The sequence below is a fragment of the Aeromonas sp. A600620 genome, from assembly GCF_029479985.1.
In the GTDB taxonomy this organism is placed as follows: domain Bacteria; phylum Pseudomonadota; class Gammaproteobacteria; order Enterobacterales; family Aeromonadaceae; genus Aeromonas; species Aeromonas veronii_A.
Genome location: NZ_JAAKXB010000008.1, coordinates 132990 through 153024 on the forward strand (window position 1 = coordinate 132990; position 20035 = coordinate 153024).

18 protein-coding genes and 3 tRNA genes are annotated in these 20035 nt (G+C 58.0%); 6 read left to right on the plus strand and 15 right to left on the minus strand.

Annotation, left to right across the window (positions count from 1 at the left end; all coding sequences use genetic code 11):
- Positions 1-45: 45 nt before the first annotated feature.
- The 8 genes from G5533_RS12125 to G5533_RS12160 all read right to left on the minus strand — a co-directional run bounded on the left by G5533_RS12125 (position 46) and on the right by G5533_RS12160 (position 6414).
- Positions 46-768 carry an AcvB/VirJ family lysyl-phosphatidylglycerol hydrolase gene (locus tag G5533_RS12125; protein ID WP_441254846.1) on the minus strand — a complete coding sequence of 241 codons (723 nt, stop codon included), beginning with the start codon at positions 766-768 and terminating at the stop codon, positions 46-48.
- An 11-nt stretch (positions 769-779) separates the two neighbouring features.
- Positions 780-3329 carry a bifunctional lysylphosphatidylglycerol flippase/synthetase MprF gene (mprF, locus tag G5533_RS12130; RefSeq protein WP_441254847.1) on the minus strand — a complete coding sequence of 850 codons (2550 nt, stop codon included), beginning with the start codon at positions 3327-3329 and terminating at the stop codon, positions 780-782.
- Between the two features lie 153 nt (positions 3330-3482).
- Entirely contained in the window at positions 3483-3665 is a 183-nt protein-coding gene (locus G5533_RS12135) for a hypothetical protein (protein WP_005337116.1), read from the minus strand.
- 54 nt (positions 3666-3719) lie between these two features.
- On the minus strand, positions 3720-5045 hold the full coding sequence (gene rstB / locus G5533_RS12140; RefSeq protein ID WP_441254848.1) for a two-component system sensor histidine kinase RstB: 1326 nt from the start codon (positions 5043-5045) through the stop codon (positions 3720-3722).
- A 21-nt stretch (positions 5046-5066) separates the two neighbouring features.
- A complete protein-coding gene (gene rstA / locus G5533_RS12145; protein WP_441254849.1) occupies positions 5067-5777 on the minus strand; it encodes a two-component system response regulator RstA in 711 nt (236 codons plus the stop codon).
- A gap of 318 nt (positions 5778-6095) precedes the next feature.
- A tRNA-His gene (locus G5533_RS12150) sits at positions 6096-6171 on the minus strand.
- A 52-nt stretch (positions 6172-6223) separates the two neighbouring features.
- Positions 6224-6300, minus strand: a tRNA-Arg gene (locus G5533_RS12155).
- A gap of 37 nt (positions 6301-6337) precedes the next feature.
- Positions 6338-6414, minus strand: a tRNA-Pro gene (locus G5533_RS12160).
- Positions 6415-6627: 213 nt separating this feature from the next.
- On the opposite strand from G5533_RS12160, the gene folD reads away from it, so the two are divergent.
- Positions 6628-7482 carry a bifunctional methylenetetrahydrofolate dehydrogenase/methenyltetrahydrofolate cyclohydrolase FolD gene (gene folD, locus G5533_RS12165; RefSeq protein ID WP_108613922.1) on the plus strand — a complete coding sequence of 285 codons (855 nt, stop codon included), beginning with the start codon at positions 6628-6630 and terminating at the stop codon, positions 7480-7482.
- A gap of 116 nt (positions 7483-7598) precedes the next feature.
- On the opposite strand, the gene cspD is transcribed toward folD, so the two are convergent.
- A complete protein-coding gene (gene cspD / locus G5533_RS12170) occupies positions 7599-7817 on the minus strand; it encodes a cold shock-like protein CspD (RefSeq protein ID WP_005300025.1) in 219 nt (72 codons plus the stop codon).
- 229 nt (positions 7818-8046) lie between these two features.
- Here cspD and clpS point away from each other — a divergent pair, with 229 nt between their 5' ends.
- Together clpS and clpA are read left to right on the plus strand one after the other, a co-directional pair.
- Positions 8047-8364 carry an ATP-dependent Clp protease adapter ClpS gene (clpS, locus tag G5533_RS12175; RefSeq protein ID WP_005337111.1) on the plus strand — a complete coding sequence of 106 codons (318 nt, stop codon included), beginning with the start codon at positions 8047-8049 and terminating at the stop codon, positions 8362-8364.
- 59 nt (positions 8365-8423) lie between these two features.
- Positions 8424-10679, plus strand: a complete 2256-nt coding sequence (clpA, locus tag G5533_RS12180) for an ATP-dependent Clp protease ATP-binding subunit ClpA (protein ID WP_005337110.1) — start codon at positions 8424-8426, stop codon at positions 10677-10679.
- Positions 10680-10747: 68 nt separating this feature from the next.
- On the opposite strand, the gene infA is transcribed toward clpA, so the two are convergent.
- The 3 genes from infA to aat all read right to left on the minus strand — a co-directional run bounded on the left by infA (position 10748) and on the right by aat (position 12455).
- Positions 10748-10966: a translation initiation factor IF-1 gene (gene infA / locus G5533_RS12185; RefSeq protein WP_005300033.1), complete on the minus strand. Its 219-nt coding sequence runs from the start codon at positions 10964-10966 to the stop codon at positions 10748-10750.
- A 68-nt stretch (positions 10967-11034) separates the two neighbouring features.
- Positions 11035-11751, minus strand: coding sequence for an arginyltransferase (locus G5533_RS12190; protein ID WP_005351203.1), 717 nt, complete (start codon positions 11749-11751; stop codon positions 11035-11037).
- On the minus strand, positions 11748-12455 hold the full coding sequence (aat, locus tag G5533_RS12195; RefSeq protein ID WP_019445527.1) for a leucyl/phenylalanyl-tRNA--protein transferase: 708 nt from the start codon (positions 12453-12455) through the stop codon (positions 11748-11750). The genes G5533_RS12190 and aat overlap by 4 nt, the downstream gene beginning before the upstream one ends.
- 19 nt (positions 12456-12474) lie before the next feature.
- Here aat and G5533_RS12200 point away from each other — a divergent pair, with 19 nt between their 5' ends.
- Positions 12475-12945, plus strand: a complete 471-nt coding sequence (locus tag G5533_RS12200; RefSeq protein ID WP_005337104.1) for a glycine zipper 2TM domain-containing protein — start codon at positions 12475-12477, stop codon at positions 12943-12945.
- Positions 12946-13053: 108 nt separating this feature from the next.
- On the opposite strand, the gene G5533_RS12205 is transcribed toward G5533_RS12200, so the two are convergent.
- The 3 genes from G5533_RS12205 to ald form a co-directional block, all read right to left on the minus strand.
- Positions 13054-14301 carry a diguanylate cyclase gene (locus G5533_RS12205; RefSeq protein WP_441254850.1) on the minus strand — a complete coding sequence of 416 codons (1248 nt, stop codon included), beginning with the start codon at positions 14299-14301 and terminating at the stop codon, positions 13054-13056.
- Between the two features lie 62 nt (positions 14302-14363).
- Positions 14364-15314, minus strand: a complete 951-nt coding sequence (trxB, locus tag G5533_RS12210) for a thioredoxin-disulfide reductase (protein ID WP_421207058.1) — start codon at positions 15312-15314, stop codon at positions 14364-14366.
- Between the two features lie 196 nt (positions 15315-15510).
- The gene (gene ald / locus G5533_RS12215) at positions 15511-16626 is read right to left on the minus strand and encodes an alanine dehydrogenase (protein WP_421207056.1); all 1116 of its coding nucleotides are present in this window, start codon (positions 16624-16626) and stop codon (positions 15511-15513) included.
- Positions 16627-16776: 150 nt separating this feature from the next.
- Here ald and lrp point away from each other — a divergent pair, with 150 nt between their 5' ends.
- Together lrp and G5533_RS12225 are read left to right on the plus strand one after the other, a co-directional pair.
- Entirely contained in the window at positions 16777-17268 is a 492-nt protein-coding gene (lrp, locus tag G5533_RS12220) for a leucine-responsive transcriptional regulator Lrp (protein WP_005300047.1), read from the plus strand.
- 202 nt (positions 17269-17470) lie between these two features.
- Positions 17471-19987, plus strand: a complete 2517-nt coding sequence (locus G5533_RS12225) for a DNA translocase FtsK 4TM domain-containing protein (RefSeq protein ID WP_441254851.1) — start codon at positions 17471-17473, stop codon at positions 19985-19987.
- Positions 19988-20035: the final 48 nt, after the last annotated feature.

A 20035-nucleotide genomic window follows, 5' to 3' on the forward strand; every position in this document is an offset into this window, starting at 1 on the left:
ATTTGCCCTGCTCGGTACTTAAAAGGCATTCCGTGGTGATACCGATTAATGCTCCACAGTCAGCGGATCCGGGGGCAGGTTCAGATGCTTGGTGATGGCCTGATAGAGCTGGGGGTAGTTATCGTCAAAATGATGTCCTCCCGGCAGGGTGATGCTGGTGACGTTGGGTTGGTTGAGACGGGGGCAGAGGCGGTCGCCGTTATCGTCATCGGTTCCTTGCAGGCAGAGCATCGGCAGGTCGCGGATGGTTTTCACCTGCGGTTCGGTCGGGTAGCTGCGCACCTTGTGGGTCAGCATATCGCTGACGTGGATCTCGAAGTCCGAGCTGGTGGAGGGGGAGAGCATCACGGCCCCGACCAGCCCCTGACGATAGTGCTCCGGCAACCGGTTGATGACGAAGGGGACAATCTCGGCACCAAACGAGAAGCCTACCAGCAGCCAGTGAGGGCGCTGCCAGCGAGTCTGGTAATCATCAAGGATCCGCTCCAGATCGGCGGTCACCTGCTCCGGGGTTTTCTTCTTCCAGTAGTAGGTGAGGGAGCTCCAGCCCACGACCGGCATGCCGTGCAGCTGAAACTGGGCGCTCAACCCCTTGTCGAGGGCTGCCCAGCCACCATCGCCGCTGAGAAAGATCACCATGGGGGCGTCGGATGGCTGCTTGACCGGCAGCTCAATCAGGCTCAGGTCATCCTTGACCGGGGCGGCGTGCGCCGCAAATGACGAGATGGGCAGTACGAGACTGAGTAACAGCAATATCAGGGCTCTCATTGGCCATCCTCCTATTTCTTGATCAGCCCTAGCGGGCCGCGGCTAATCAGGGTGATCAGGTGAGTCAGGGTTCTAGGCAGTACCAGCTTGCTGCTGCAGAGCAGGTAGCGGGGTTCCCAGCGGGGCGAAAATTTCTCCTTGTAGCGTCTGAGCCCCTGAAAGTTGTAAAAACGGCTGCCACGCACAAACAGGGTATTGCCAAGGCGGGCCCAGTAGCTGTTGAGCGGGTGATCGTTGAAGCCGGACATGGGGGCCATCCCCAGATTGAAGCTGGCGTACCCCTGCGCCTTACCCCACAGCAGCAGCTCGACAAAGAGAAAATCCATGATGGGAGCGGTGCCGGTATCCAGGCTGTAGCGCATCAGATCGATGGAGAGCATCTCCTTGTTATCGCTCACCCAGAGGTTGGCAAAGCCGACAATCTGCCCCTCGTGCCATACCAGCGCAGCCGGGCTCAAGGTCAGGTAGTCAGGCTCGAAGCGGCCGACCGAGAAGCCCTTCTCCTTGCCCATCTTGCTCTGCAGCCAGGTATCGGAGACGGTCTGCAATCTGGGCAGCAGGGGGGCCACGGCACCTGCCTCGACTACCTCGAAGGTCAGTCCTTCCCGTTTGCCCTTGGCGTGGCTCTGGCGCAGGTTGCGCAGGCGGCTGCCCGCCAGATCGAAGGTAGCCAGATCGACCATCGCCTCTTCACCAAGCTTGAAGGGGATCAGCCCCAGCTCCAGATAGAGCGGCAGATAGCGGGCCGAGACCTGATAAAAGACCGGATTGGCGTCGTGTTCATCGCATCGCTCGCGAAATTGCCAGAGCAGCTCTTCGATCTGCTCGGGGCGACCGACCGGATCCCCCATCACAATCCAGCTGTTGCCCTCGATGCCATACATCAGGAAGGCGTCACCGGCGGGGTGGAACAGCAGGGACTTGTCCTGCAACTGGGCCAGATAGCCGTGGATCCCCCCTTCGCGCACCACCAGCTCGTGAGCGCGCGCCAGCGTCTCCTTGTCCGGCTTTTCGCCGACCATGCGCAGCGGCGCAAGCAGCTGGGCAACCCCGGCAACGGCCAGCACGGCCACCACGCTCCCCATGGCGCGCAGGCCGCGGGCCGCCCCACCGTGGGGCGAGAAGTGGAACCAGAGGGCGTGGTCATACTCCACCTGACGATAGGAGAAGAGCAGCAGCCACAGCGCCCCCAGCAGCACGGCGCCGACCGAAATGAGCCAGCCTGGGGTGTACTGGGGATAGAGCAGCGACCCCTTGCGATAGAAGAGGGTGCGGCAGGGGGTCATGATGAGCAGGAAACTGCCAAGCAGCAGGGCTGACTCCCAGTCCCCCCCCTTGAGCAGGGAGAAGGCGATACCCAGAGCCAGCAGCAGCTGGGTGATGCGAAACGCGGCGTCGTGACGGCGATAGAGGCTGCGCGCCAGCAGGATCAGGAGGATACCGCTCACGCTGCCGAGCACGTGGGAGAGCTCCAGTAGGTGGAGCGGCAACACCTGCAGCCACACTTCGATGTGGCTGCGCATGGTCGGGATCATCCCCGAGCAGAGCAGCAGGCTGCCGGCGGCGAAGGTGCCCATGCTGATAAGGGCGGGAAGAAATTCGCGCACTGCGCTCATCAGCCCCTGTAGCCGCTGCCAGCGCGCTTTTTGTTGCAACATCTCCTGGCTGGTAAAGAGCAGCAGGGCACAGAGAAAGGGAAGCAGATAATAGATGCAGCGGTAGAGCAGCAGCGAGGCGAGCAGCTTGTCGGTTGGCAGGTAGTTAGCCAGCAGCAGGCTCATGCTCGCTTCGAACACGCCGATCCCGCCCGGCACGTGGGCCAGTACTCCGAGGAAGCTGGCCAGCACGAAGGCACTGAGCAGCACAGGGTAGGGGACGCTATATGCGGGCAGCAGCACAAACAGTACGGCGGCGGCGGCCATCCAGTCAGCCAGCGCGACCAGCAGCTGCGACAGACGAACCTTGAAACCGGGCAGGGTCAGGGTGTGTTCGCGCCAGGAGAGACGGTGTGTGGGCCAGCAGAGGTAGCAGGCCACCAACAGCAGAGCCATCATGCCCGCCAGCCTGAGCAGGGTATCTGCCCACTGCGGCCAGTCAGGCAGCAGCTGTGATACATCGCAGGTCAGTAGGGCGCCACCTTCCCACGCCAGCAGGCCGAGGAAAAAAGTGATGGAGCAGAACAGCACCACGCGGGCCACTTCTCCGGTGGCGAGCCCCAGTGCGGAGTAGAGGCGATAGCGTACCGAGGTACCGGTCAGCAGGGCAAATCCCAGGGTGTTGGAGAAGGTGTAGGCGATAAAGGAGGTGATGCTGACCTGTTGCCAGGGAAGGCGCTTGCCCAGCGCATGGAGCGCCAGCATGTCATAGCTACAGAGACAACCATAACTGAGCAGGGTCAGCAACAGGGCGCCCGCCAGTCGCGGCAGGGGTTGGGACCAGATAGCCACACGAATATCGTGCCAGTGCCATGCCTGAGTCAGGTGATACAGCACGGTCAGTGCGGTGCCGAGCAGCAACAAGCTGCACAAGGGGCCTAGCCATTTAAGCAGATGACGCCACATGCCATGTTCCTGTGGTCATTGACCGTTTCCCGCAAAGGGGGAGCCGGGTCGTGGATCCGGTTTGGACGAGGGAGGCGCTCGTCAGGAAAATTTCGGGAAGAGATGGAAGGGGAGGCGTCAGCCTCCCTCTGTGCTATCCAGTGACCGCTTGGATCACTTGGTTTTCGGTGCGACTTTGACGGCAGGGGTCTTGGCGTGGGTGGCTTTATGGTGTTTTTTCACCACCTTGGTCTGGGTCGCCTGCGGTGTGGCTGTCTTGGTCGGGGTGGCCGCCATGGTGAAACCGGAGGTGAGAGCGAAGACGGCAGCCAGGGTCAGGGGAATGATCTTTTTCATGTTCAATTTCCTTATTCGGGTTGATGTTATGGAGCGTTCTCCATGACAGTCATCCTATGACGGTTGCGGTGGCCCTTCAGTGAGCGGTTGGTGACGGTTTGTATCCAAATGTACAGGCAGGGTGAGGCAGAAGCGGGCGCCGTGGTCACTGGCCTGCAGCGCCACATCGCCCCCGTGATGACGGGCAATGCTGCGCACGATGGCCAGTCCCAAACCAGTGCCGCCGGTGCGACGATCCCGGCTTTGATCAAGGCGTACGAACGGCTCGAAGATCTGGGGCGCCAGCGCCGGATCGATCCCCGGTCCATCGTCGCTCACCTCCAGCAGATAGTTCTCCTGCAGCCGCGAGATGGAGAGGGTAACCTCGCTCTCGGCGTAGCGCAGAGCATTGCCGATGAGGTTCTCCACCGCGCGCGTCAGCAGACGCTGATCGCCGCACCAGGGCATGTAGCGTTGCGGCAGATCGAGGGTGAGCTTCTTTTCGGGGACCAGCGCTTGCCAGTCGCCAAGATGCGCTTGTGCCCAGTGACTGAGCTCCAGCTCGTCCTGCTGCAACGGCAGCTCCGGCCTGTCCAGCTTGGCGTAGGTGAGCATCTCTTCGATCAGAGCGTCCAGCGATCCCAGATCTCGCTCCAGCGCCTGCTGCTCCTGCTCGGCAGGGGCAGGATCGAGCATGGCAAGCCGATAGCGCAACCGGACCAGCGGGGTGCGCAACTCGTGGGCGATGGCATCGGTCAGTTGCTTGCGGCTGGCAATCATGGCCTGCAATTGGGTCGCCATTTGATCGAAGGTGCGTCCCACCCGGGCCAGGCTGCTGCCCGGTGGCAGATTGGTTCGGCAGGAGAGATCCCCATCGCCCACGCGACGTGCGGTTTGCTCCAACTGCTGCAAGCCGCGCCAGTGGGGACGCAACCACAGAAGGATGGGCAGGCCGAGGGATAGGCCGATCCCCAGCAGCAGCCCCACATCGACCCAGTGCAGCTCGTGCAGGTAGGAGAGGTAGGGAACCGGGCCGACAATCAGCACCCGATCGGTATCGGGGATGCGCTGCAGGAAGGTGTCATCCTCCTCAACGATGACAATGTTGCCGGCGGCCAGAAAGGCTTGATCCTCGCTGGCCAGGGGCTGGCGTGTCAGCTCACCGATCTTGAGGGGGAGGGTAAACTGACTGCTCTGCTCGGCCAGCCGATCGGGCCAGCGCTGTGGCGGGGTTCTTGCCAACTCGCCGGTCAACAGGCCAAGAGAGCCCTGCATCATGCGTTCGAGATAGCGATCACCCGCCCGTTCGGCGGTCACCTGATAGACCACACCAACCAGCAGGATGGCCAGGGTGAAGCAGCCGATCAGCAACAGATAGAACTGGATAAAGAGGCGGCGCATGGCGGTGCTCCCGAAAGAGGGTTATTCCCAGGCGTGGGGGACGAAGAGGTAGCCTTTCTGTCGCACCGTCTTGATCCGGGTCGGGTTGTCGGGGTTATCACCCAGTTTGCGGCGCAGGCGGGAGATGGCCACATCCATGCTGCGATCCTGACCGTCGTACTCCCGGCCGCGCAAGCTGCGAAAGAGGGCTTCCCGACTCAAGATTTGGCCCGCGTGGCAGGCGAGCTCCCACAGCAGATCAAAGTCGGCGGTCGAGAGGGCAATGCTCTCGCCATCGAGGCGCACATCTCGCCCCGGGCCATCCACCCGCAGCCGACCAAATTGCAGCTGCTGGGGAACGCTGCTGGTGGCTGCCGGTTGGGTTGATGCTTGCTGGTGCTGGCGAAACTGCACCCTCAGTCTGGCCAGTAGCACGGGGGGCGGGGTGGTTTTAAGGATGTAGTCGTTGGCGCCCAGCTCCAGACTCAGGATCTGGTTCATGTCGCTATCCAGCGAGGTGAGCATTACGATGGGGCCGTCGAAGCGCGGCCGCAGATCCCGACAGAGGGACATGCCATCTTGCCCCGGCAACATGATATCGAGCAGCACCAGATCGGGCTGTTCGGCCTCGATCCGGGCCAGCGCCATGTCCCCTCTGGGCTCGAGGATCACTTCCATATCGTGGCGGCCGAGCCAACTGCTGATGAGCTGGCCAATCTCGGGATCATCTTCGACAAAAAGAATGCGTTGCATAGAAAAGCTCCAACGGGAAGCAGGAGAGAAGAAGAGCGATCAGCATATCAATGGCGCTTGGGAAATACAGAAAAAGAACCGGGCAGGCTGGTGCGTGGGGGAGTGTGGCTGTGTGTATCGATGGGGAGGCGCGAATCGTGACAAATGGGCAGAGCCGCGTTTATCGATCTAGAGGATGATGGCCTTGTAGACAAGGCAAGGCGCTGTCGGGCGTAAAAACAAAAAAACCGGCCAAGGCCGGTTTTTTTGTGGTGTAGACCAGAAGGTCACTGCACCAAGTCGATGGACATCACCTTACGGCGATTATCGACAGAATAATGGGGTGGCTGATGGGGCTCGAACCCACGACAACCGGAATCACAATCCGGGACTCTACCAACTGAGCTACAGCCACCACTAAAATCTTCATCAACACTCGCCAATCCAGAAGAAAAGGAGAGCATCAATGGCGCGCCCTGCAGGATTCGAACCTGCGACCCACGGCTTAGAAGGCCGTTGCTCTATCCAACTGAGCTAAGGGCGCTTTGTATCAACACGTCTTAGGGACGAGTCGATGAACATGGTCGGTGATAAAGGATTCGAACCTTTGACCCTCTGGTCCCAAACCAGATGCGCTACCGGGCTGCGCTAATCACCGAAAATCCCTGACCAGCATATCGACAAGAGTCGTACTGGGTAACGGGCGGGCATCATAGCCAAGCGTAAGGGCCAGCGTCAACGACTTTTTCCCCCAGTAAATTCAAGTGCCTACTTATTGCCCGCTACAGGTCTGGCGTGCGTCTGCCGCTAACATCCCGGCTAAAAAAATGCGACAATGCGCGGCAGTTGAACACATGGTGAGTGGAGAACGATGTCTGCCAAAATCATAGATGGAAAACAGGTTGCGCAAACGATTCGCAGCCAGGTCGCGGCGCAAGTCCAACAGCGGTTGGCGGCAGGGAAACGGGCTCCAGGGCTGGCAGTCATTCTGGTGGGGGCGGATCCAGCCTCTCAGGTCTATGTCGGCAGCAAACGTCGGGCGTGCGAGGAGGTGGGTTTTCTCTCCCGCTCCTATGATCTGAGTGCCACTGCCAGTCAGGAAGAGCTGCTGGCGCTGATCGACCAGCTGAATTCGGATAGCCACGTAGATGGCATTCTGGTTCAGTTGCCGTTGCCGGATCACTTTGATACCACTCAGGTGCTGGAGCGGATCCAGCCTGACAAGGATGTAGATGGATTTCACCCGTATAACGTCGGCCGTCTGGCCCAACGTATTCCGGCGCTGCGCCCCTGCACTCCGAAAGGGATCATGACACTGATCGAGACCACCGGCGTGAAGACACATGGTCTGCATGCGGTCGTGGTGGGAGCGTCCAACATAGTGGGGCGTCCCATGACCCTCGAATTGTTGCTGGCTGGCTGCACAACCACGACCTGTCACCGCTTTACCCGGGATCTGGAAGAGCAGGTTCGCCGTGCCGATCTGCTGGTTGTTGCGGTCGGCAAGCCCAACTTCATTCCTGGCGAGTGGATCAAACCGGGGGCACTGGTAATCGATGTAGGCATCAATCGCCTGGCTGATGGCTCGCTGGTCGGGGATGTGGAGTTTGAGACGGCGCGCAGCCATGCCTCCTTCATTACCCCGGTACCCGGTGGCGTGGGCCCGATGACGGTCGCCAGCCTGATGGAAAATACCCTGATCGCCTGTAGTGAATATCACGACTGATCAGGCTGGCGATAACTCTGTGATCCCGTGAGGAGGCAGGACTCGCCAGAAATCTGACAATAAAAAACCGGTTGCTCAGAGAGGAACCGGTTTTTTATTTATCCAACGGGTGTTATTTACATATTTTGTGCTTCGTTTGGCACAATCACAGAGGCGTGATTTCCTTTCGGCCCCTGTTGCAGTTCAAAATTGACAGCCTGACCCGCTTTCAGGGTCTTGTAGCCCTCCATTTGAATCGTGGAGTAGTGAGCGAAGATATCCTCACCGCCCCCTTCCGGACAGATAAACCCAAATCCTTTTGCGTTGTTAAACCACTTAACTGTGCCGGTTGCCATACTTCTACATCCTTTTATTGATTACCCAGAAGTCGTTGAGTAACCTGCGCCAGCCCTTTATAACTAGGGACATGGGCCCATAGCAGACGGGCACAGATTAGCAAGTAACCAATCTAGTCTAACTTTTGAGCGAGTCAAGAAGTTGTTAACAGCTGATGTGATCTGGTTAACAAGTCTATTGACAACCTTGTGTTAGACGGTAGTAATCTAGAGGTACCAAAGCGCGATTATGAGCAAGCAGAAAGAACTCTTTGCTAATGAAGAGATTGCAGAAGCAGAGAAAACAAAGCTGCAGCCGCCACCCATGTATAAGGTTGTGTTGAACAACGATGACTACACGCCCATGGAGTTTGTGGTGGAGGTGCTGCAAAAGTTCTTTGGTATGGATTTGGACAAGGCGACTCAGGTCATGCTGAGTGTGCATTATAGTGGTAAGGGTGTCTGCGGCATGTTTACCGCAGAGATCGCCGAAACCAAGGTTGTCCAGGTCAACACCTATGCACGTAACAACGAACATCCACTGCTCTGTACTATGGAAAAGGCTTGAATCTGATGACTTGATGGCGAGTGTGACACCACATTGTAGCTGTACTAGGGGAGGTGCCTATGTTGAATAAAGATCTAGAAAAGACGCTGAACGAGGCTTTCAAACTGGCCCGTGACGAGCGCCACGAATTCATGACCGTCGAGCACCTGTTGTTAGCCCTTCTGGATAACAGTTCAGCCCATGAGGCGCTGAGCTCCTGTGGTGCCGATGTCGAGCAGATGCGCAAGGAGATCCGCGCATTCATCACCCAAACTACTCCGCTCATACCGCGCGACGATGAAGATCGTGAAACCCAGCCGACACTGGGCTTCCAGCGCGTGTTGCAGCGTGCCGTCTTCCATGTGCAATCCTCCGGCAATACCGAAGTCAGCGGCGCCAACGTGCTGGTCGCTATCTTCAGTGAGCAGGAGTCACAAGCTGCCTATTTCCTGAAAAAAGCCGAGATCAGCCGTCTCGACGTCGTCAATTTCCTCTCCCACGGTGTGCGCAAGGACAGCAAGCCGGATCTCGGCAGCAATAACAATCCCGAGTCTGATGATGATGTCTCGGCCGCCCAGATCGAGAGCTTTGCCACCAACCTGAACCAGCTGGTGCTGGAAGGGCGCATCGATCCGCTGATTGGCCGTGATCAGGAGCTCAATCGTACCATTCAGGTGCTCTGCCGTCGTCGCAAGAACAACCCGCTGCTGGTGGGTGAAGCGGGTGTGGGCAAAACTGCTATTGCCGAAGGCTTGGCTTATCGCATCGTCAAGGGGGATGTCCCCGAGGTGATTGCGGGCAGTACCATCTATTCGCTGGATATGGGTTCTCTGCTGGCGGGCACCAAATACCGTGGTGATTTCGAGAAGCGCCTCAAGGTACTGCTCAAGCAGATTGAGCGTCAGGAAGGGGCCATCCTCTTTATCGACGAGATCCATACCATCATTGGTGCCGGTGCTGCTTCCGGTGGTCAGCTGGATGCCGCCAACCTGATCAAGCCGCTGCTCTCCAATGGTTTGCTCCGCTGTGTGGGATCCACCACTTATCAGGAGTACGCCCAGATCTTCGAGAAAGACCGTGCGCTGGCCCGTCGCTTCCAGAAGATCGATATTGTCGAGCCGACTATTGATGACACGACCCGTATCCTGATGGGGCTCAAGAGCCGCTATGAAGCTCACCACGGCGTGCGCTATACCGCCAAGGCGATCCGTGCAGCTGCCGAGCTCTCTGCCAAGTATATCAATGATCGTCACTTGCCCGACAAGGCGATCGACGTGATCGACGAGGCGGGTGCCGGTCAACGGTTGCTGCCGGCGAGCAAGCGCAAGAAAGTGATCAATGTGCAGGAAATTGAGTCCATTGTGGCCAAGATCGCCCGCATTCCGGAAAAATCAGTCTCCTCTTCAGATAAAGAAGTGTTGAAGAACCTGGAGCGCAATCTGAAGATGGTGGTCTTTGGTCAGGATAAAGCCATTGAGGTGCTGACGGATGCAATTCGCCTCTCTCGTTCAGGTTTGGGTAACGAGCGTCGCCCGGTAGGTTGCTTCCTCTTTGCTGGCCCGACCGGGGTGGGCAAGACCGAGGTTACCCAGCAGTTGGGCAAGGCGCTGGGGGTGGAGATGCTGCGCTTTGATATGTCCGAGTACATGGAGCGCCACACCGTCTCACGTCTGATTGGTGCGCCTCCCGGCTATGTTGGTTTTGAGCAGGGTGGTCTGCTGACTGATGCGGTGATCAAGCATCCTCATTCCGTTGTGTTGCTTGACGAAATTGAGAAAGCTCACCCGGACGTATTCAATCTGCTGTTGCAGGTGATGGACAACGGCACCCTGACCGACAACAACGGGCGCAAGGCGGATTTCCGTAACGTGATTTTGGTCATGACTACCAACGCCGGTGTGCAGGAGACCCAGCGTAAATCGATTGGCTTCCAGCAACAGGATTTGAGCCACGATGCCATGGCGGTGATCAACAAGACCTTCAGTCCGGAGTTTCGTAACCGGCTTGATCACACCATCTGGTTCAACCATCTCGATATGACGGTGATTCATCAGGTGGTCGACAAGTTTATTGTCGAATTGCAGGTTCAACTGGATGCGAAGGGAGTTTCTCTCGAGGTGTCCGAGCGTGCCCGCCACTGGTTGGCAGAGAAGGGATATGACAGAGCCATGGGCGCCAGACCGATGGGGCGGGTGATCCAGGAGCACCTCAAGAAACCCCTGGCCAACGAGATCCTGTTCGGTTCACTGGTTGACGGGGGAATTGTGAAGGTTGAGTTGGTAAATGACAGCCTCAGCTTTGATTTTCAGGTCAATGTTGAAGCTGTTTCCCACTAAGCGTCAGTGATCAGAAAACGACAAAAAACCCCAACCGAAAGGTTGGGGTTTTTTGCTGAATTCCTGGCTTAGCGAGAGCGGAAAACAATACGTCCCTTGGAGAGATCGTAGGGAGTCAGTGCTACCGTTACTTTGTCTCCAGTCAGGATACGAATGTAGTTTTTGCGCATCTTGCCTGAAATATGAGCGATAACCACGTGACCATTCTCCAGTTCCACACGGAACATGGTATTGGGCAGGGTTTCGAGAATAGTGCCCTGCATCTCAATACTGTCTTCTTTAGCCATTGAATCCTCTTGATAAGCCACAACAAAAAACCGCTGGATCATGCCGGATTTAAGGCTATGTGTAAAGTTTACTCGGGCTTGGTGTCGATATTTTTCCATTCCCCCTGAATTAACAGCTCATGAGGGAGGTAATTGCGTTTGTAATTCATCTTGCGACACGCCTCTACCAGATAGCCAAGATAGAGCCAGCTTCGCCCGGTTCGCCTGGCCAGATCGAGCTGGCAAAGGATGGCAAAGGTGCCCAGGGAGCGATCGGCATAATCCGGATCGAAGAAGGTGTACATAGCGCTCAAGGAGTGGGGTAGCAGGTCTGTGGTGGCCACGCCGATAAGACGGCCCTCCTTGCGCATTTCCAGATAGAGTGGCGGCATCCAGTCACAATGGAGAAACCCGCGATACTGGCTGCGGTTGGGGGGATACATGCTGCCATCGTGATGTCGCTCGCGGATATAGCGTTCGTAGAGCAGGTAATACTCGGGTTTGTCATCATAGCTCAGGACGATCTCGATATCCCTGTTGAGCTGGCGGATCCGCTTCTGGCCACGGCTGGGACGAAAGTGTTCACTGTGAATACGAAGGGATTGGCAGGCATGGCACGCCGGGCAGTGGGGACGATAGATGTCGTTGCCACTGCGGCGAAAACCGGCAGTCAACAATCGCTCGTAACCGTTGGCGTTGAGCAGATTGTGATCCATCAGTACCAGCAACTGCTCCTGTTCATGGTCCAGATAACTGCAGGGATGCTTGGGAGTCAGCCCTACTTTTAGGATCACTTCTTCAGTCATAGACTGATCTCCCCCTCTTGCCAGCAGGAAGCCAACAGTGGTTGATGGCCAAGGCGCGCCAGCTCGGCCAGAAAACGGGCCCTTGGCCACTCCTCGATACCCAGGGTCGCCAGAAACGGGTTCTGCATCTGGCAATCGATGAGAGCGCCGCGATGGCGGGCGAAGTGGCGACAGAGTGCCACCATGGCAAGTTTGGCGCCGTTATCAATCCGGCTGAACATGGATTCACCGCAAAACAGTCGGCCGATAGAGAGGCCATACAGTCCCGCTTGCAGCTCTCCCTCCTGCCAGATCTCGATAGAGTGGGCATGACCCAGCCGATGCAACTGCTGGTAGGCCTCGATCATGGGCTGGCTGATCCAGGTGCCATCGGCAGTGCGACGAGGGGCGGCGCAGGCGGTAATGACTTCATTAAAGGCGCGATTGACAGAAATATCGAATGGGGTACGGCGGATAATCTTCTGCAGTGTCCGCCCCACATGGAGTTGGTCGGGACGGATCACCCCGCGGGGATCCGGTGACCACCACAGGGTCGGCTGGTGGGGTTCATTCCACGGGAAGATCCCCTTGTGGTAAGCTGCCAGCAATCTGGCAGGGGAGAGATCCCCGCCGATCGCCAGCAAGCCGTTGGGCTCTTCCAGCGCATGGCTGGGGTCGGGAAACCAGCAAAGCTCATCATCCAGTTGGGTAAGATAGCGAGACATAAGGCAACGAGGTTCATAGATGAAGGCCATTATCCTGATAGTATCCAGCTTGCTCTGCTTTGTCACGGCGCCCGCCGGGGCGGAGGTCTACCAGCGCAATACCGCGCGGCCGGTCAATCAGGTGGTGTTTGGTCAGGTCGAAACGGTGCGCAATATTACCCAGCGCCAGATCCTGGAGTCCGAGCACTCTGGCTGGAAGACGCTGGGTGGTGCCGTGTTGGGCGGCCTGCTGGGCAACCAGTTTGGCGGCGGTCATGGCCGTGAAATCGCCACCGCCGTCGGGGCGCTCGCGGGGGCTGCGGCTGCGCAGCAATACCAGTCCGGGGGAACCGTGGTGGAAAACAAGCTGGTGGAGCTGCTGATCCGCAACGAACAAAATGCCCTTATCAACGTGATCCAGGATTATGATCCCGCCATGGTCTTTGCCAATGGAGACAAGGTGCGCATTCTCTACTTCGATGATGGGGTGCGGGTCGACAAGACTTACTGACTTTCGATAGTCTCGGTGATGGGGAGACAGTGGCAGGAAAGGAACCCGCAGACTCTCCTGTTGGAAAGTCTGTCGGGCGGTAATACACGGGACTGATGCCCTGAGGATTCAGATAGCTGTCTCTTGAGAGATTATCTTGTCGCGACCGGTGTTCTTTGCCTGATAGAGCAGCCGATCCGCTACGCTCAGCGCCTCGTCCATGGATATCCGCCCGACGCTGATCACGCCGTAACTGGCGCGAACAAAGAGCGGGGTTTCCGGTGACAAAGGTTGCTGGCGCAGCTGCTGACGCAGCCCTTCAAGACGCTTGATCAACACGGGGACGGTACAGTGAGGCACCATCATGGCAAACTCCTCTCCGCCAAAGCGGGCGATCATGGCATCGGGGAAGAACTGGGTCAGTAGCCGGGTCAGATGGCAGAGCAGTTGATCGCCGATGGCATGGCCCCAGTGATCGTTGACCTGCTTGAAGTGATCCACATCGAGCACACAGAGTGCCAGAGGCGTCTGCTGGCGCTGATGCTCTTCAAACCATTTTTGCCCTTCGTTGAACCAGTAGCGCCGGTTGTAGAGACCGGTCAGGTAGTCACGATTGGCTGACTCCTGAATGCTGTTGAACTGCTCGAGCGCTTCCAGATTGTGGCTGACCCGACACTGCAGCTCTTCCGGCTCGAACGGCTGGTTGAGAAAGTCGTTGGCGCCTTGCTTGAGGTAGCGAGCAGAGAGACCGCGCTTGTCCGAGACCGAGATCCCGATAATCGCGAGCTGCTGCTTGCTGTATCGCTCTCTCAGCATCCGCACCAGACTGATGCCATCGATATCCGGCATATAGTAGTCGACCAGTGCCAGCCGGATGTCCGGGTGTTGCTCCAGCATCGCCATCGCTTCACGGGCATGGCTGGCCTCATGCACCTGCAACAACTGCTTGCGCAACTGGGCCATGGTGCGGTGACGGGAGGTGCGTGAGTCGTCGACTACCAGCACTTCGATGGACTGGTTGAGATAGAGGCGGTGCACCAGACTGACGGCATATTGCAGCGAGTGGCGCGAATCCTTCATCACATAGTCCAGCACGCCGGTTTCCAGCCAGGCGGCACGTTTATCCTCGCTGATGTCGGCAGTGAGGATCACCACCGGCAAACCCTGAGCCAGCAGCTCGTTGACCGCTTCGCCACGGGGCGCATCCGGCAAGGTCAGATCTACCAGCGCGACCACATACTCCTCGCCCCGACAGTGACGGGCGCCTTCTAGGGTATCGAAGGCGTCAATCTCGAGGCCTGTCTGCTGGGCAATGGCCTGAGTCAGCATACGGCGGATGGTCAGGCTATCTTCGACAATCAATATCTTCTGTTTCATTAGACTCCTTCAAATAAAAAAGGCATACCAATGGGTATGCCTTATATCACAACTGCGCTTATTTATTGCGCATCGAGGTAGCGTTCTGCATCGAGGGCTGCCATGCAGCCGGTACCGGCAGAGGTGATGGCCTGACGGTAGTTGTGGTCGGCCACATCGCCGGCAGCGAAAACACCTTCAATGCTGGTCTGGGTGGCAAAACCGTCGAGGCCGCCACGTACTTTCAGATAGCCGTTTTGCATCTCCAGCTGGCCATCAAAGATCTGGGTGTTGGGCTGGTGACCGATGGCGATGAAGACGCCCATCAGTGGCAGGTCGGTGGTGGTGTCGTTCTGGGTGTTGCGCAGGCGCACACCGGTAACCCCCATCTGATCGCCCAGTACTTCGTCCAGGGTCTGGTGAGTGTGCAGCACGATGTTGCCGCTCTCGACCTTGTCGTGCAGACGCTTGATCAGGATCTTCTCGGCGCGGAATTCGTCGCGACGGTGAATAAGGTGTACCTTCTTGGCGATGTTGGCCAGATAGAGCGCCTCTTCCACGGCGGTGTTGCCGCCGCCAACCACAGCCACTTCCTGATTGCGATAGAAGAAGCCGTCACAAGTGGCGCAGGCGGAGACGCCGCGGCCCTTGAAGGCTTCTTCGGAAGGGAGGCCCAGATACTTGGCGGAGGCACCGGTGGCGATGATCAGCGCATCGCAGGTGTATTCGCCATTGTCACCCTTGAGGCGGAACGGGCGCTGGGTCAATTCGACACTGTTGATGTGATCGAACAGAATGCGGGTATCGAACTTCTCAGCATGGTTTTTCATGCGCTCCATCAGCGCCGGGCCGGTCAGCCCTTCCGGGTCGCCGGGCCAGTTCTCTACCTCTGTGGTGGTGGTCAGCTGGCCACCTTGCTGCATGCCGGTGATGAGCAGGGGATTGAGGTTGGCACGGGCGGCGTAGACGGCGGCAGTGTAACCGGCCGGGCCTGACCCCAGGATCAGCAATTTGCTGTGAGTGACTTGGCTCATGATGTGATTTCCGAGACGTGATGAGTTTGCGCGATTGTAGGTAATTCGTGATCCGGGGTCAAAGGCCAGTGAGTCGATTGTTTCAATCGGCTTCCTGCATCACTGCGCAGTCCGGTCGGGCATGAAAAAGAGATAAAAAAACCGCCCATCGCGGGCGGATTTTCACTTATCGTTGACTGGCTCAGGCCAGCGCAGATCAGTTCAGCAGGGTCAAGGGATCCGTGTAGGCAAGGCCATGAGCCACGGCGACTTCTTTGCAGGTGAGCTTGCCCTCCATCACGTTGAGGCCATGACGCAGGTGCACGTCTGACGACAGGGCGTCGCGGTAACCTTGTTGAGCCAGCTTGATGATAAAGGGGAGGGTAGCGTTGTTGAGTGCCACGGTCGAGGTACGGGCTACCGCACCCGGCATGTTGGCGACACAGTAGTGCACCACCTCATCGACAATATAGGTCGGATCCTGGTGGGTGGTGGCGTGGGAGGTTTCCACACAGCCGCCCTGATCGATGGCGACATCGACGATAGCAGAACCCGGCTTCATGCGCGCAATGTGGTCACGGCGGACAAGTTTTGGCGCAGTGGCACCCGGCACCAGCACGCCGCCGATGACCAGATCGGCCGCCAGCAGATGGCGCTCCAGCGTCTCGCTGTTGGAGTAAACCACCTTGGCCGCTCCCTGGAACTCGTTATCGAGACGGCGCAGGGTATCGACGTTGTTGTCGAGGATGGTCACATCCGCGCGCAGGCCAATGGCCATGCGGGCTGCATTGGAGCCGACCACGCCGCCGCCGATGATCACCACCTTGGCCGGTTCGACACCGGGTACGCCGCCGAGCAGCACACCGCTCCCACCGCGCGATTTTTCCAGCGCCTGGGCACCCGCCTGAATAGACATGCGACCTGCGACTTCCGACATGGGGGCCAGCAGGGGCAGGCCGCCACGGCCATCGGTGACGGTTTCATAGGCGATACAGATGGCGCCGCTTTTCAGCAGGGCTTCGGTCTGGGGCAAGTCTGGCGCCAGATGCAGATAGGTGAACAGGGTTTGACCCGGACGCAGCATGGCACATTCGACAGGCTGAGGTTCCTTGACCTTGACGATCATCTCGGCTTTGGCGAAAACCTCTGCTGCAGAGGCCAAAATTTCGGCTCCAACAGCGATATAATCTGCATCGCTGAAGCCAATGCCGTTTCCGGCACCGCTTTGGACGAAAACAGTATGGTTTCGTGCTGTCAGTTCACGTACACTGGCCGGAACCATGCCTACGCGGTATTCATGGTTTTTTATCTCTTTAGGTACACCGATAATCATGCTATCCCTCGTCTATAGATTGGTGTTTCATGTTGCCAAAATGTTAACCAACATTTGCGCCTAGTATATTCAGGTATTGACAGGATTTGTGACCATAATTATAAAATGACTGGTGATTCTTACCAAAAAATAGCCAAAGGATGGAATAAAATGATGGAAGCTAAGAGTCGGCTAAAGGATTTGGACAGGATTGACCGCAACATTCTTAATGAACTGCAAAAGGATGGCAGGATTTCGAATGTTGAGTTGTCCAAGCGAGTTGGCCTGAGTCCTACACCGTGTCTGGAACGGGTTCGTCGCCTCGAGCGACAAGGTTATATCGAAGGATATGCCGCTATTCTGAACCCTCATTATCTGGACGCATCTCTGCTGGTGTTTGTAGAGATAACCCTCAATCGCGGGGCGCCTGATGTGTTTGAACAGTTCAATAAGGCTGTTCAGGTGCTCGAAGAGATCCAGGAGTGTCATCTGGTTTCCGGTGACTTCGACTATCTGCTCAAGACCCGAGTCAGCGACATGTCGGCTTACCGCCGTCTGTTGGGGGAAACCCTGCTGCGTCTGCCCGGTGTCAATGACACCCGCACCTACGTGGTGATGGAAGAGGTCAAGCAGAGCAGTCGTCTGGTGATCAGCACCCGATAAAGCAGGTTATGCCGTGGTATCTTTTCCATATGAGACACCATGACAGTCAGAAACGAGCGGCCGGTCCGCTCGTTTCTTCTTGTAAAGATAATTGCAAATATGGCCCCGTCCCATCAGGCTCTGGCTGACAATCGACGGGCTTTTCGGGGATACTAGGCCCCCTTATTTCCTGCATTACATGTTTTCAGAAAGGAGCCGGAGTTTGGCCGATAAAAAGCTGTTTACTCCTTTATCAGGTACACAACGGATCTTCGAAGCCGTCTTGATCGCCATCACCCTGATGGCTGCTTATCTTCTGCTTGCCCTGTTGTCCTATCATCCCGCTGATCCCGGTTGGTCCCAGACCTCCTGGCAAGGGGAGGTGAAGAACCTCGCCGGTAGTGCCGGTGCCTGGCTCGCCGATATCACCATGTTTACCTTTGGTGCCTTCTCCTATCTGGTGCCGCCGCTGGTGGTGCTGCTGGGCTGGAGTCTGTTCTGGCGCCCGAGCCGTCTGCTTGATGTGGATTACCTCACCCTTGGGGTGCGGATCATCGGCTTTATCCTGACTGTGCTCGGCATGTCGGCCATTGCCAGCATGAACTTCAACGATATGCAAAACTTCTCCGCCGGTGGTCTGGTGGGGGATGTGATCGCTTCTGCCGTGGTGCCGCTGTTTGGCGGCGTCGGGGCCAACCTGATGCTGCTCTGCTTCGTGGCAACCGGCATCACCCTGTTTACCGGCTGGTCCTGGCTCACCATCGTCGAGCAGATCGGCGCGGCCTGTACCGGTTCGGTCAGCGCTGTTTACCACTTCCCGACCACCCTCGGCCGCTGGCTGACCGGTGGCTGGCGTCAACCCCGCAACGAGGGGCCGGATCCCTTGCTGGAAGGCGGGGTAGGGGCCATCGCGTTTGATGATGAGGAAGATGAGCCACACACCAGCTGGACGCGCAAGCCCAAGGCCAAAAATCAGAAGGCTGCCACCGAAGAGTGGCTGCCGGAACTCGACGACGATACCTTCGAGTTCGATCCCCAGTTTGATGATGAAGATGATGAGCCGGCTCCGGCTGCCAAGCCTAAACGTGCGGTGGCGGCTGCCAATGGTCGCCGCCAGCCGGTACTGGCTGTGGCCGATGACGATGATGAGGACGATCTGGATCTGCCGTGGGCCGAAGGGGACGACGAGGTTGCCGCGCCGGTAGCCGTTGCACCGACCAAGCCCAAGCGTCGTCCGCAGTCAACAATGCCGCCGTTGCCTAGCATCGAGCTGCTCGACCGTCCACCCGCCAAGACCCAGATGATGAGCAAGGATGAGCTGGATCGCATGGGCCGTCTGGTGGAGGCCAAGCTTGCCGACTACAACGTGCAGGCCAAGGTGGTCGGTGTCTATCCGGGCCCGGTCATTACTCGTTTCGAGCTGGATCTGGCGCCGGGCATGAAGGCGAGCAAGATCACCAACCTCTCGCGCGATCTGGCCCGCTCCTTGTCTGCCAGCAGCGTGCGGGTGGTTGAGGTGATCCCGGGCAAGACCTTCGTCGGTATCGAGCTGCCCAACCGGGTGCGCCAGACCGTTTACCTGCGCGAAACCCTTGACTGCGATGCCTTCCGCGATAGCCGCAACCCGCTCACCATGGGGCTGGGTCAGGACATCGCCGGCGAGCCGGTGGTGGTGAACCTGGCCAAGATGCCGCACCTGCTGGTGGCCGGTACTACGGGGTCCGGTAAGTCGGTAGGGGTCAACACCATGATCATCTCGATGCTCTACAAGTCGACGCCGGACGATCTGCGCTTCATCATGATCGACCCCAAGATGCTGGAACTCTCGGTTTACGAAGGGATCCCCCATCTGCTGACCGAGGTGGTGACCGACATGAAGGACGCCGCCAACGCCCTGCGCTGGTGTGTGGGCGAGATGGAACGCCGTTACAAGCTGATGTCGGCAGTCGGGGTGCGCAACCTCAAGGGCTACAACGACAAGGTCTTGGCCGCCATCGAGGAGGGGGAACCCCTGCTGGATCCGTTGTGGCGCCCGGGTGACTCCATGGATCAGATGCCACCTGAGCTGGAGAAACTGCCCCACATCGTGGTGGTGGTGGATGAATTTGCCGACATGATGATGATCGTCGGCAAGAAGGTGGAAGAGCTGATCGCCCGTATCGCCCAGAAGGCGCGGGCCGCCGGTATTCACCTCATTCTGGCGACCCAGCGTCCGTCGGTGGATGTCATTACCGGTCTTATCAAGGCCAACATTCCGACCCGGATCTCGTTCCAGGTATCGAGCAAGATCGACTCGCGCACCATCATCGATCAGGGTGGTGCCGAATCTCTGCTCGGTATGGGCGACATGCTCTACATGCCGGCCGGTACCTCCAACCCGACCCGGGTACACGGTGCGTTCGTCGATGACCACGAGGTACACAAGGTTGTGGCGGACTGGAAACTGCGTGGCGAGCCGAACTACATCGAGGAGATCCTCTCCGGCGAATCTGGCGGTGACGGCGGCAGCGGCGAATATGGCGGTAGTGACGATGAAGAGCTCGATCCCCTGTTCGACGAAGCGGTCGCCTTCGTGGTGGAGTCCCGTCGTGGTTCTACCTCCAGTGTGCAGCGCAAGTTCAAGATTGGTTACAACCGGGCGGCTCGTCTTATCGAGCAAATGGAGAATCAGGGCATCGTCAGCGCCCCGGGTGGCAATGGTCAACGCGACGTGCTGGCACCGCCGCCAGTGCGGGACTAAGACTCACCGTTTCATACTATCCCTGGCCATGCCCTTCGCGGGCATGGC